The sequence below is a fragment of the Thermoactinomyces sp. DSM 45892 genome (assembly GCF_900107305.1).
Lineage (GTDB): Bacteria > Bacillota > Bacilli > Thermoactinomycetales > Thermoactinomycetaceae > Baia.
This window is the reverse complement of sequence record NZ_FNPL01000014.1, coordinates 56,403-69,767: the sequence shown is the minus strand read 5'-3', so window position 1 is coordinate 69,767 and position 13,365 is coordinate 56,403. Positions and strand designations below refer to the sequence as shown.

12 protein-coding genes and 1 riboswitch are annotated in these 13,365 nt (G+C 42.9%); of the genes, 5 read left to right on the top strand and 7 right to left on the bottom strand.

Annotation, left to right across the window (positions count from 1 at the left end):
• The first annotated feature begins 47 nt into the window (after window positions 1–47).
• The 3 genes from BLU58_RS16500 (at window position 48) to BLU58_RS12150 (ending at window position 1,571) form a co-directional block, all read left to right on the top strand.
• Window positions 48–194, top strand: a complete 147-nt coding sequence (locus tag BLU58_RS16500) for a hypothetical protein (RefSeq protein ID WP_176786651.1) — start codon at window positions 48–50, stop codon at window positions 192–194.
• A gap of 87 nt (window positions 195–281) precedes the next feature.
• Complete coding sequence (locus tag BLU58_RS12155; RefSeq protein ID WP_093292482.1) at window positions 282–557, top strand: HU family DNA-binding protein; 276 nt, start codon at window positions 282–284, stop codon at window positions 555–557.
• A gap of 84 nt (window positions 558–641) precedes the next feature.
• Window positions 642–1,571: an ROK family protein gene (locus tag BLU58_RS12150; RefSeq protein ID WP_093292481.1), complete on the top strand. Its 930-nt coding sequence runs from the start codon at window positions 642–644 to the stop codon at window positions 1,569–1,571.
• 85 nt (window positions 1,572–1,656) lie between these two features.
• On the opposite strand, the gene BLU58_RS12145 is transcribed toward BLU58_RS12150, so the two are convergent.
• The gene (locus BLU58_RS12145; RefSeq protein ID WP_255404697.1) at window positions 1,657–2,952 is read right to left on the bottom strand and encodes a hemolysin family protein; all 1,296 of its coding nucleotides are present in this window, start codon (window positions 2,950–2,952) and stop codon (window positions 1,657–1,659) included.
• A 247-nt stretch (window positions 2,953–3,199) separates the two neighbouring features.
• Here BLU58_RS12145 and BLU58_RS12140 point away from each other — a divergent pair, with 247 nt between their 5' ends.
• On the top strand, window positions 3,200–4,645 hold the full coding sequence (locus tag BLU58_RS12140; RefSeq protein ID WP_093292480.1) for a cellulase family glycosylhydrolase: 1,446 nt from the start codon (window positions 3,200–3,202) through the stop codon (window positions 4,643–4,645).
• A gap of 85 nt (window positions 4,646–4,730) precedes the next feature.
• Here the strand turns inward: BLU58_RS12140 and BLU58_RS12135 are convergent, their stop codons facing one another.
• From BLU58_RS12135 to mgtE, 6 genes are all read right to left on the bottom strand, one after another.
• Window positions 4,731–5,435, bottom strand: a complete 705-nt coding sequence (locus BLU58_RS12135) for an ABC transporter ATP-binding protein (RefSeq protein ID WP_093292479.1) — start codon at window positions 5,433–5,435, stop codon at window positions 4,731–4,733.
• 22 nt (window positions 5,436–5,457) lie between these two features.
• Complete coding sequence (locus BLU58_RS12130) at window positions 5,458–6,231, bottom strand: ABC transporter ATP-binding protein (protein ID WP_093292478.1); 774 nt, start codon at window positions 6,229–6,231, stop codon at window positions 5,458–5,460.
• A 19-nt stretch (window positions 6,232–6,250) separates the two neighbouring features.
• On the bottom strand, window positions 6,251–7,516 hold the full coding sequence (locus BLU58_RS12125; RefSeq protein WP_093292520.1) for a branched-chain amino acid ABC transporter permease: 1,266 nt from the start codon (window positions 7,514–7,516) through the stop codon (window positions 6,251–6,253).
• Window positions 7,517–7,525: 9 nt separating this feature from the next.
• The gene (locus tag BLU58_RS12120; protein WP_093292477.1) at window positions 7,526–8,503 is read right to left on the bottom strand and encodes a branched-chain amino acid ABC transporter permease; all 978 of its coding nucleotides are present in this window, start codon (window positions 8,501–8,503) and stop codon (window positions 7,526–7,528) included.
• Window positions 8,504–8,595: 92 nt separating this feature from the next.
• Window positions 8,596–9,771 carry a branched-chain amino acid ABC transporter substrate-binding protein gene (locus tag BLU58_RS12115; protein WP_255404696.1) on the bottom strand — a complete coding sequence of 392 codons (1,176 nt, stop codon included), beginning with the start codon at window positions 9,769–9,771 and terminating at the stop codon, window positions 8,596–8,598.
• A gap of 288 nt (window positions 9,772–10,059) precedes the next feature.
• Window positions 10,060–11,409: a magnesium transporter gene (gene mgtE / locus BLU58_RS12110; protein WP_093292475.1), complete on the bottom strand. Its 1,350-nt coding sequence runs from the start codon at window positions 11,407–11,409 to the stop codon at window positions 10,060–10,062.
• Window positions 11,410–11,534: 125 nt separating this feature from the next.
• Window positions 11,535–11,702, bottom strand: a riboswitch (M-box (ykoK) riboswitch).
• A gap of 204 nt (window positions 11,703–11,906) precedes the next feature.
• On the opposite strand from mgtE, the gene BLU58_RS12105 reads away from it, so the two are divergent.
• A complete protein-coding gene (locus BLU58_RS12105; protein ID WP_093292519.1) occupies window positions 11,907–13,322 on the top strand; it encodes a SpoVR family protein in 1,416 nt (471 codons plus the stop codon).
• Window positions 13,323–13,365: the final 43 nt, after the last annotated feature.

Sequence of the window (13,365 nt, the reverse complement as noted above, 5' to 3'; positions counted from 1 at the left end):
GGACACGCTAAACCGGTTGAAATCACTTTTTTATGGTGGAGGATCATATGGGAAAACGTAGATGGTATGTAGTCGGACTGGCGATCTTCTTCTTCCTCGTGATCGGGAAGTTACTGAAGTTAACGTTTGTTGCATTAGCGATATTTGTAATGCTTGGCGTCTTTCTCCTATATTTATTTAAAAATAAATCTTGAATGGCTGAACAAATCTAGCTAATATAGGTATGATAGGAGAAATGCCTTATAAGTTAAGGCTGTCCTTGATTGTTAGGAGGGTTAAGTTTGAACAAAACCGAATTGATCAATAAAGTTGCTGAAGTTGCTCAGCTGACGAAAAAAGATGCAGGTCTTGCTGTAGATGCTACATTGAATGCGATTACAGAAGCTCTAGCGACGGGTGAGAAGGTTCAACTGATTGGCTTTGGTAACTTTGAAGTGCGCGATCGTGCAGCTCGTAAAGGCCGCAATCCGCAAACTGGAGAAGAAATCGAAATTCCAGCTACAAAAGTACCAGCATTTAAACCAGGTAAGCAGTTAAAAGACGAAGTTAACGCTTAATTTGGAGTACATAGAGGAAACCAGCACTTACATTTGTGGATGCTGGTTTTTTCTTATCAATATATAGAATTTGGGTGATGATGGATGAAACGCTATATTGGTGTGGATTTAGGTGGGACTAAGATAGCTGCGGCGTGTGTTGATGAGAGTGGACATATTACAAATGAGACTCGTATGGAAACCCGTTCCCGAGAAGGGGCTGAAAGTGTGTATGGGCGGATTAAGCAAGTGATTATGCGTGCAGGTGGTGGGGAGCCTATTCATGGGATTGGGGTAGCTGTCCCTGGACTAACAGATCCCCACACTGGAACGATCTTAACCTTGTCTAATATTCCGAGTCTGGATGGATTTCCGCTTGCCGAAAGATTGGCGAAAGAGTTTGGAGTTTCAGTCCAAGCCGACAACGATGCCAATGCGGCTACTTGGGGAGAGTATCATTTTGGATCAGGTAAGGGTGCTGACTCACTCATCTTCGTTACCATCAGTACGGGCATAGGTGGTGGGATCGTTCTAAATGGACAGACGATCCAGGGCAAGCAGGGCTTTGCTGGTGAGCTGGGTCATATGGTTGTTGATCCTGAAGGCTTTGCATGTGGATGCGGGCGAACAGGTTGCCTAGAGGCCGTCGCTTCGGGAACAGCTATCGCTCGCTGGGCTAAAGAGGCGAATCCGCAAGCTCTTTTCTTCCAGTATGCCAATGAGCAAAATCGAGAGGTACGCTCTGAAGATGTATTTCAAGCTTGGGAATCGGGGGATTCCACCGCAGATGAGATTATAGAAAAAGTAATTCGCTATTTAGGAATTGGCTTTGCGAACTACATCCATATCTTCAATCCGGAGCGCATTGTAGTCGGTGGGGGTGTCTCGAAAGCAGGTGCACGATTTTTTAACTTGCTACGCCAACAAGTAGAGAAAGAAACAATGCTTGTTTATAAAGGTACGTTTGAAATTGTTCCGGCTCTATTACTGGAGAGAGGTGCGATCCTAGGAGCGGCTATGCTGAGCGGAAAATAAGGGCTGGGTATATTCAGTCCTTATTCATATAAAAAGCCCCCCAGAGAGTAGCTGAAGGGCTTCTATGCATGATTCAAATTAACGATTATGTGCTAGCAGGTGACTTTTTTACCACAATACGCGAGATTCTACGATTTTCAATCGCTTCTACTTCAAATGTATATCCGAAGGCATCATACGAATCTCCTGTGTTCGGAATGGCTTGTAGTTGAGAGAAAAGCCATCCGCCGATTGTATCATTATCTTCGTCTACTAATGTTAGTTTAAAATGCCTATTTACATCCTCTAATAGCAAGCGCGCATCAATGGATGTATGCGAACCCGTACTACGGAATAGGGGTAACTCTTGGTCAAATTCATCTTGAATCTCGCCAAAAATCTCTTCCATGATGTCCTCTAATGTGATAATCCCTGATGTACCCCCAAATTCATCGACAACGATGGCCATCCCAACGCGGTTTTTTTGTAAGGTAAACATAACATCTTTAATTTCCATTGTCTCTGGGACAAATGAGACGGGCCTAGATAAATCTTTTAACGTGGGTTGTTTCCCTTTAGCTAGTGCTTCAAATACATCTCGTATATGGATAACCCCGATAATCTGGTCTTTGTCTTGTGCACAGATCGGAAATCGAGTATGTGTCGAGTTGACAATAATATCTAAATTTGTAGCGAAATCATCTTCCGAGTAGATACAAGTCATCTGGGTTCGGGAGATCATCACTTCACGAGCAATCCGCTCGGTAAAATCAAATACATTATCAAAAAGTTGCATCTCTGTTTTATCGATATAACCGCTTTTATGGCTCTGCTGAAGAACCAAGCGAATCTCTTCTTCCGTGTGGGCAGAGTGATGATCATTCATCTCGATACCGCATGCGCGTAAGAGCCAGTTGGCGGAACCGTTGAGGACAAAAATAAACGGCCGAAAGATAGAGTAAAACAAGTGTAGCGGCGGAGCGATCCATAGGGTAACTTTTTCAGCTTGACGAATCGCTAATGTCTTCGGTGCCATCTCACCTACTACAATGTGTAAGAAGGTCACGATTAGGAAACCGATCGCCACAGAGATCGTGTGAATGAGCCATTCGGGTGTTTGGAAAAGTACGAGTATGGGCTTCAGAAGCCTAGCAATGGCTGGCTCGGCTACCCAACCAAGCCCAAGTGAAGCGAGGGTAATGCCTAGTTGTGTTGCGGATAAATATGCATCTAGGTTAGCAAGCACCTTTTGTGCAAGTCTACCTCGTCGATGGCCTACTTGAGCAATTCGAGTGCTTCGAACTTTCACAATAGCAAATTCAGCAGCAACGAAGAATCCGTTGAGGAAAACGAGGAATAAAGCGAATAACAAATACAGTGAGTTACTTATGACCCCTTCCAAAAGGTCAACCTCCTAATAAAATAGAATATAGTGTTACAACTTTAATCATAAGTCACTTACATAATGAAAGTAAATAAAAACTATTGTTTTTTAACTACTAGATTCCGTTATACCTAAAAGAAACACCAAATAATGATCGAAATGTACGTGGGTGGGAGGAGAATAAGAAAGATATCTATAAATAGAATGATAGATGTTGTAATATGTTGAAAAATTAGATAATGGAAGAAAGAGTGGTGTTTAAAAGATGAAGTCAAAAAAGGGTAGACTGAGGTTAAAAAGGATTTCTGTTTACCTAAGTATTTGGGTGTTGGTAGTAGCGGTGTTTTTTATCCAAGTTGATCCTGTCCTAGCACAATCGAATCAAATGCGTTATATCACAGATGAGCAAGGGAGAGCCTTAATCCTTCATGGTTTAAATACAGCTAGTAGTTCAAAAGATGCAGTCGATGGCATGCCTTGGGTGAAGCAAAAGGATGTAGAACGAGAAGCGAAAGTGCTAGGTTTTAACTTTGTTCGTTTCTTAATTTTTTGGAGCCATATTGAGCCGAAACCGGGTGTATATAATGAACAATACCTAGATCGTGTTGCCGAGCGAGTGAAATGGTATCAAGATCAAGGTATGTTTGTATTATTAGATATGCACCAGGATTTGTATGGACCAGCCACCTCTGGGAACGGAGCTCCTGCCTGGGCTACTTATACAGATGGATTACCTGTGGAATATCAAACGCCTTGGGCTTTAACTTATCTACAGCCAGGTGTGATTCGTGCTTTTGATCATTTTTGGAATGTTACGAACAAACATCCAGAATTAGAAGATCATTATGTAAAAGCATGGAAGCATGTAGCAAATCGTTTTAAAGATCATCCTGCTGTCATTGGATATGATCTCATGAACGAACCTTATGGCGGAAGAGTGATATGGCCCTTTTTTGAGCCTCTTGAGTTAAAGCCGATGTACGAAAGAGTAATCAATGGGATTCGTCAGATAGATAAGAAGCGGTGGATCTTCTTTGAACCGCAAGCATTTGGTCCCAACCAAGGTCTGACTACAACGCTACCGTCTCTTCAAGATCCTAGAGGAGGAGAATCAAGGTTGGTTTATGCCCCACATCTGTACCCGCTTTCACTAGAAATAGGGGGAGGATATAGTGGGGTTACGAAGGAGTTAGTACGATTTGCCGTGAATAATTGGAAAAACTCTCGTCAGGACGAAATAGCTAAGTTCCGTACTCCTTTCGTGGTGGGAGAGTTTGGTTTAAATATCACAAGCCCAGGTGCGATGGATTATGTGGATGATGTCTTGGCCATGATTGATCAACTGGGTGGAAGCTGGGCTTACTGGTCAAGCGATCCCGGTAGTTGGGGGCCTTATGATGAGGATGGGAACCTAAATGAACTGGCTTCTCACCTGTCTAGACCATATCCTCGTGCGATCGCCGGGGAACCGATCAACTGGCACTACGATATGACAAAACGGGTCTTAAGCGTTAAATGGAAGAAAAAAGAACGGGTCACAGGATCAACAGATGTTTTTATACCACTTGAGGATTATCCCCGAGGCTGGGAGCTTGTTGAGAACGATACGAGTAAACATTCTAGTATAGATTGGGATGAGCACACTCGTATCCTTAAAATTACTCCTGATCCAAAGCAATCCGAGTATATGATTCAAATCAAACCAAAGTAAGACTATCTCAGTATATGAAGAAGGATGTAACACTCAACGTAAAAACTAGACCCTATGTAGAGTCTAGTTTTTACGTTGAGTGTTTTTAAGCGAGGTATGCCTCTCGGATTTGTTCATTTCCGAGTAGCGCATCAGCATGGTCTTGTAGGGCGATGGAGCCTGTTTGAATGACGTAGCCGCGATCGGCGATTTGTAGGGCTTGGTAGGCATTTTGTTCGACTAGGAGGATGGTCATCCCAGTTTGATTTAGTTTTTGGATGATCTCAAAAATTTGTTCGACGACGACAGGAGCAAGGCCCATGGAGGGTTCATCGAGTAGGAGGATTTTAGGGTTCATCATGAGTCCTCGTCCGATAGCAAGCATTTGTTGTTCGCCCCCACTCATCGTTCCGCCTTTTTGAGCGAGCCGTTCTTTTATCTTCGGGAAGTATTGGAAAACTCGTTCCATCCGCTCTGTTATTTTCTTTTTATCTTTTACTTGGAAGGCTCCCATCTCTAAGTTTTCCTTTACCGTGAGCCCGGGAAAGATTCGTCGTCCTTCGGGAACATGAGCGATTCCTAGTTCGGCGATGTTGTGGGGTGGTAGGCTTTGGATTTCATTTCCTTCAAATAAAATAGTTCCGGTTGTTTTGACTTGTCCACAGATTGCTTTAAGGGTAGTTGATTTACCAGCACCATTAGAGCCAATCAGGGTGACAATTTCTCCTTGTAGTACATGGAGGGATATATCGTGTAATGCCTCTATTTGTCCATAAAAGGAACGAATGGATTGTAGTTGAAGTAGACTCATAAGGGTCTCCTTTCTGTTTTTTCTATACTGAAAGTGCACTTTTCCCAAGGTAAGCTTCGATTACGTTAGGGTTGTTTCGGATCTCTTCGGGTAAACCTTGTGCGATGAGTTGACCGTGATCTAGCACATAGATGTGCTCCGAGATTCTCATTACGAGTTTCATATCATGTTCGATGAGGATGATCGTGATTTGTTTATCATCTCTGATTTGTAAAATGAGATCTGTTAATTCATTGGTTTCCTTTGGGTTCATTCCAGCGGCAGGTTCATCAAGAAGCAGGACTTTGGGATGGGTAGCTAATGCTCGAGCAATTTCTAATTTGCGTTGTGCTCCGTAGGGTAGATTTTTTGCTTGATAGTTTACCCAATCGGCTAGTCCGACGTATTCGAGAAGAGAATATGCTTCATAGCGGGCTTGTTCTTCCTCGGCACGAACTTTAGGGGTTGAAAATAGTGTACCAAGGAAGCGGGCTTTTAGGTGGATATGCATGCCGACCATTACGTTTTCGAGGACACTCATCTCTTTAAATAAACGGATGTTTTGAAATGTGCGTGCAATCCCTTTTTCAGCAATGAGGTTAGGCTTGAGGCCCGTGATCGATTTTTGATCGAGATGGATCTCTCCGTCGTCTGGGGAATAGATTCCTGTGATCATATTAAAAAATGTCGTTTTACCTGCTCCGTTGGGTCCAATGACGGCCGTGATCGATCCTTTTTCAAAGTTGATGGATACATCTTTGACAGCAGTGAGACCGCCGAAGCGTTTGGTAATACTAGTGGCTGTTAACATCGACATGATTGATTCCTCCAAGTATTTAGATGGAAGTAGTAGTTTCCTTGGATTTCCCTTTTTTCTGTGTGAGCTTTGCTTTGAGATCGGCGATTTTGTATGTTTTGTTTTTGGCAGGGATGAGACCTTGGGGTCGGAAGATGGCGATCCCGACGAGGACGAGCCCGAATAATAGACGTTGCATCTTAGCTGGAGAGAATACCTCAGGTACGTGCAGGTTTTGGGTGAGAAATAGGGTGATCTCAGTTAAAATTTGCAGATTGAGAATGGAGATGATCGCGGCACCTAAGATGACGCCAGGTACGCTTCCCATTCCGCCTAAGATGACCATCACTAAGATAGTGATAGACTCTAATAGGGTGAAACTGGTAGGATCGACGAATTGATTTTTTGCGGCAAAGAGAACACCCATCATGCCGGAAAAAGAAGCACCGAGAGCAAAGGCCCATAACTTGGTTTTTACGAGGGGAATACCCATCGCTTGGGAAGCAATCTCGTCTTCGCGTATGGCTTTCCACGATCGTCCTAACTTAGAGTCTTCAAAACGTCGAACGGCGTAGATGACGAATCCTAAGACAATCAAAACCAAGAAGTAGATGTGAGAGGCTTGTGTAAACGTGAAGCCAAATAGTTTGGGTTGGGGGATACCGGAAATTCCGAGTGCTCCGTTGGTAATATTGACGGGCTTATCCAAGTTATTAAATACAATGCGGATGATCTCACCAAACCCTAAGGTAACAATGGCCAGATAATCTCCTTTTACCCGCAAAACGGGAACACCTAAGATAATTCCAAATAACGCCGCCACCAGTGCTCCTACGATAATAAAAAGCCAGAACGATTCGCCTCCTAATGGAAAGATGGTGGAGCCTGAAAAGAGTGCTTGTGCTTGTGGTGAGGCGAAAATTCCGTACACATAAGCACCGAGTGCGAAAAAGGCAACAAATCCTAAATCGAGTAAACCCGCAAAGCCAACTACGATATTTAACCCCAGTGCCATAGCAATATAGATTCCAGCCATGACGGCGACTTCCATATAAACTTGCTGGGAAGGCCCTCCAGAAGCGGCAACGGGGATAACGGCAAAGGCGATTAGGGCACCAGCGCCCCATTTAATCCAGTTGGAAAAGGTGGTGTAGTACAAAAGTAAGAAAGAGAAAAGTAAGAGTAAAAAGGATGTGACTGATTTATCCATCAGATAGAGACTGGTACTGGTACACATGACAATGAGAAGAATGAGAACCGACTGAAAAGTACGGCTGTTTAAGAAGAGAGAAGTTAATTTTTTCATGATTTTCACCTACACTTTCTCTTTTACTGCTTGACCAAAGAGGCCTGCAGGTTTAAAAATGAGGACTAGTATGAGAATGATAAATGCAAATACGTCCTTATACTCAGCGCCTAGGGCTCCACCAGTCAGAATTCCTAAGTTAGCGGCCGCAAACACTTCTAATAATCCAATTAAAAGTCCACCAAACATGGCTCCACGGATATTCCCAATTCCTCCTAAAACAGCAGCGGTAAACGCTTTTAATCCTAGGATGAAGCCGATAAAAGGGTTAATGGTAGCATACTGCTGAGCATAGAGAACGCCTGTTGCTCCACCGATCGCCGAGCCAATAAAAAAGGTGAGTGAGATCACTTTATTTACATTGATTCCCATTAGGGCTGCTGTAGCGCGATCTTGAGCGACGGCACGCATGGCGATTCCCCACTTGGTACGGTTTACGAAGATATCAAGTACAATCATGATGAGAACTGCAATTCCGATTACAATCAAGGTGTTTGATTTGACAGCGGATGCATGAACTTCATATCCACCTACCGAAAATGCAGGGATCGCAATTTTGTTTTCAAAGATGGTTTGTCCTGTCACAATGTAGTTCCCTGTTTTGTACTCTGCGATGAATCGGACGATATCTTGAAGGATAAAGGAGATTCCGACAGCTGAGATCAAAGGAATGAGTTTGGGAGCTGTTCGAAGGGGTCGATAAGCGACGCGTTCAATCCCGACACCGATTACACCGGTTAAGAAAGAAGCAAAAATGAGAACAAGTATTAAGGTTACCCAGTTCAGAGCAAGACCAATGTCTACAAAGCCAAATAAGAGGGCAGTTCCGATGAAGGCTCCCGCCATAAAAATCTCACCGTGTGCAAAGTTGATGAGTTCCAAGATTCCATATACCATGGTATATCCAAGAGCAACAACTGCATAAATGGCACCGAGGGTCAGACCGTCCAAGAGTACCTGAGGTAGTGTGGAGAGGATCTCTTGCATAAGGGTCAATTCCTTTCTAGAACGTATAGTTTTATAAGTTTTTTTGTAAAAAAGAGATGAAGGTGTGATCCTTCACCTCATCGAAAAAAGGACTACTGTTTCTCTATAGCTCCAACCTGTTTTCCTGGATATTTGTCTTCAAATTGGAAGACGAATACTTTTGCGTATTTGTTATCGCCTTTCGCATCAAAGCCTACTTTGGTTGCGATTCCTTGATAGTCTTGGACTGCGCGGATCGCATCTCTAACCTGCTCACGAGTTGGTTTTTTGTTTCCATTTTTCGTGATGCAGTCTTCGAGGCCCTTGAGGATCACGCCCATACTGTCATATCCATAGTAGGAGAAAGATTGAACCGATTTCTTGTCACCAAATTTTGCTTGGTATTTTTTTACGAAATTTTGTCCCTCTGGGGTATTGGAGATGTCAGCTGCTACCGAGGTGTAAAAGGTATTTTTTACCCCTTTGCCAGCAATTTTGACCATATCAGAACTATCGAAACCGTCCCCACCCATGACGGGGATATTAAGCCCTTTTTCACGGGCTTGTTTAACAAGTAATCCGCCTTCTCCATAAAGTCCACCGAAGTAGATGAGATCTGGTTTTTTAGCTACTACTTGGTTCAAAACACCGCTAAAGTCCTGCTCGCCTAATGTAATTCCTTCATAAGCGACGATTTTTGCCTGTTTCTGCTCGGCTACTTTTTTGAAGTTTTCAGCAAGGCCTTGTCCATAGGCTGATTTATCTTGAATAATGAAAATATTTTTTGCTTTGAGATTGTCTGTTGCAAATCCAAAAGCGGCAGGCCCTTGGAAATCATCACGTGCCACGATTCTGTTTACTGACTTTTTCCCTTGTTCAGTTAATTCAACAGCTGTGTTAGCTGGTGAAACCATCGCAATGGAATTGTTTTCATAAGTGGATGAGGCAGGGATGGCCACGCCTGAGTTTAAGTGTCCTACAATCCCGAGGATATTTTGGTCAGCTGCTAACTTTTGTGCGTTGGATACACCTACTTTTGGATCTCCTTGATCATCAAAAGGAACAAGCTGCAGAGTAAAGCCCAGTTTCTTGAACTTTTCCTGGTTTTCTTCCAGTGCTAGCTGAGCTCCCAATTTAATCGCTTCCCCTAAGGTGGAGCTACTTCCGGAAAGCGGGCTTTGTGTTGCGATTTTGATGGTGTTATTACCTCCAGCGTCGGTATTACAGCCGACAGCAGTGGTGGTAACAAGTCCAAACACAGTGAGAATAGTAAGAAAATTACGTTTCAAAAGGTAAGCCTCCTCTTTAATGTTGTAACTATAGCTATATCATACACGCAAAAGGTTGGGAATTCACCACCAATTTTTATTAGGTGAAAAAATAAATTAATTTAAAAAATTATAATTAATAAATATCGCTTTTTATAAATACAAATGGAGAACCACCAGTTTAGAATGAGATGATTCTCAACTAGTTAGTTCTCCATTTGTTTTCTGGTATCCATTTTAGATCGCAACCTAGGACTGGAACTGTCCATAAGATCACTCCTATGCGTTTTTAAAAATAATTAGTGGGAGTTAGATATGCAAAATGATCTGAGCCATTGTGAAGTAGATGATAAGTCCTGTTCCATCTACTAGTGTCGTGATGAGTGGACCTGATACGACGGCGGGATCGATTTTGAGACGATGAAGCATGAGTGGTAAAAATGAGGATACCAGTGATGACCAAAGTACGATACATAAGGCAGAGACTGCAACGACATAGGTCACATTGATATCTACGCCCATCATCCATGATCGGGCTAATGCGATGATTCCAAGAGAGACTCCTATGAGGGATCCTGTGATTAACTCTTTCCGAATCACGCGAAACACATCTGAAAAGTGGACTTCTCCTACTCCGAGCGCTCGGACGAGAGTCGTGACGATCTGTGAGCCTGTGTTCCCACCTGTCCCTGTGAGGAGCGGGATAAAGAAGGAGAGAGCTACGACTTGATTTAGAGCGGATTGGTAGGATTCGATCACAGTTGATGTGTAGGCTCCTCCTGCAAATAAAATGAGTAGCCATATAATCCGTTTGCTATAGAGATTCCAGACAGTTGCTTTGAAATAAGGCTCTTCTAGTGGCTGACTACCTCCGAGTTTTTGGAAGTCTTCTGTCGCTTCTTCTTCTAATACATCTACTACATCATCGTGTGTGATAATGCCAACGAGACGTTTTTGGGTATCCACGACGGGTAGTGCATATAAATCATAGCGGGATAAGATTTTCGCTACTTCTTCTTGCTCCATCTCAGCGGGTGCAGAAATGAGCTCAGCTGTTGCGATGGCTCCGATGGTAGTGTCTCGGCTAGCTAAAATGATTTCTTTTAAGGAGGCGACTCCTACTAATTCACCCCGAACATTGGTCACATAGATATAAGAAACGATTTCCGCTTCATGTCCTACCTTTCGAATATGCTCTAGGGTGCGATCACAGCTCCAGTATGCCCTAGCGGAGATATAGTCAACGGTCATGAGACTTCCGGCTGTATATTCTGGGTAAGACATCAGTTTATTAATTTGTAGACGGTATTCTTCTGATAACAGGCGTAAGAGGCGTTCCGCTTGGTACGGATGGATTGCAAGCAATGTATCTACGACTGCATCACTAGACATTTGTTTCAATAATAAGGAAGAAATGGAGTTGTCGAGATGCTGAAGAATGTTGTACTGCACCTCGGGTTCTAGGTATTCGATTGATTCTGCGGCCATCGGTATAGGTAGGCTTGGAATCAGTTTCAGTTGCTCTGGCCCCTCTAGATGACTGATAACTTGCGAGATATCGTATGGCTGTAGTGGTTGGATTATCTCTAATAACTCAGTTGAATTCGGGCTAGTGTCAAGTACGGTTTGAATTCGATTTTGTATGAAGTTGTAGTCCATATAGTTCCCCTCCTCACAAAAGGCATAGAATAAAAAAAACTCTCAATCCATTTGATGAGGGTTTTTAAGAGAGATGGGTCCTAAAAATGCTGTGAAAATAGCAATAGCAAATAGAACGAATCCCTAGTTGTCCCCCTCATTTGAGCTTTGGCACTATACGGCATAGGTCTTCATGACCAGCTACATTAAGAAAGACCTTCTCTCCGATCTTTCCTGTTGACCCATTGGCGTCTCTCGACATTGCTGGGCAGTAGCGTCTCTCCGTATAGGAGCCTCACCTAATAGAGACAAAATATAAAATTGTCTATACGACACGGAAATTATACTCCTCGTCTATTTCGATGTCAATGTTAACTTTTTGGTAAGAAAGAGATTAGCACTGTATGTCAAGACTGTTCTATTTTTGTTATAATATTTAGAAAGATAGTGATGTGTGTTGATAGGATCGATGGACCTGATATGAGCGGTATAAAACCTACATGGAAAGGGATCGATTGCTGATGACTCATGAAAAAAAAGCTCTTGAAAAGGCAATTGCGGAGATAACGGAAATCGCAGAAGGATTTGGACTTGATTTCTTTCCGATGAGATATGAGATTTGTCCGGCTGACATTCTATATACATTTGGGGCGTATGGGATGCCGACCCGTTTTTCTCACTGGAGCTTCGGCAAGATGTATCACAAGATGAAGATGCAGTATGACTTTAATCTAAGTAAGATCTATGAATTGGTGATTAATACAAATCCATGCTATGCCTTCTTATTAAAAGGAAACAGCTTGCTTCAAAATAAACTGATTGTAGCGCATGTCCTCGCGCATAGTGACTTTTTCAAGAATAACGCTCGCTTTGGTAATACATCGAGAGATATGATGGAGCGGATGTCTGCTAGCTCCGATCGAATTCGTGAGTATGAGTTGCGGTATGGCAAAGAGGAAGTGGAGACTTTTATCGATCATGTCTTAGCGATTCAAGAGCATATTGACCCCGCGTTATGGAAATCGGAACGAAAGCCATCCCCTTCTAAAGCAAATCCACCTACTAGTAAGACGACTCCTTATGATGATTTATGGAATTTAGACTCTCCTAAGTTACCAGCAAAACCTTCCACCAATGAACCATTGAAAAAGACATTTCCTGAGCATCCACAAAAAGATCTTCTATTATTCCTTATGAGTCATAGTCCGGGCCTGACGGAGTGGCAGCAGGATATCTTAACCATCATGCGGGAAGAGATGCTGTACTTCTGGCCACAGATTGAAACCAAAGTGATGAACGAAGGATGGGCTTCCTACTGGCATATCCGGATTATGAGAGAGTTAGATCTGAATGAGGCAGAGACGATCGAATTTGCGAAGCTAAATGCCTCCGTGATTCAGCCTTCTTCGACTTCGCTGAATCCGTACTATTTGGGACTGAAGATGTTTGAGGATATTGAACAGAGATGGGATTATCCGACGAGAGAAGAGCAAGATTTATATAGAAGAGTTCCAGGGAGTGGACGTAAGAAAATCTTTGAAGTGAGAGAATTTGATTCAGATCTTTCTTTTATCCGGAACTATCTAACGAAGAAATTAGTGGAGGACTTGGACTTATATGTATACGAGAAGAAAGGGAACGAATGGATTGTTACGGATACTGCGTGGGAAAACGTGCGTGAACAGCTAGTTGCAAGCCGGATTAATGGAGGGAGTCCTGTTATTTTAGTGAAAGATGGGGATTATCAGAGTAGTGGGGAGTTATTACTCGCTCATCGATTTGAGGGAGTAGAATTAGATGTAAAGTATCTAGAAAAAACATTACCTCATGTCTATGCGATTTGGGGTAAGGCGGTTCATATGGAGACGATTGTAGAGAAGCGGAATGTGATTTTTAGTTTTAATGGGAAAAAAGTGATTCGGCGATATGTGTGATAAAAAGACAGGGCCATGCAGGATATACTCTACATGGCCCTGT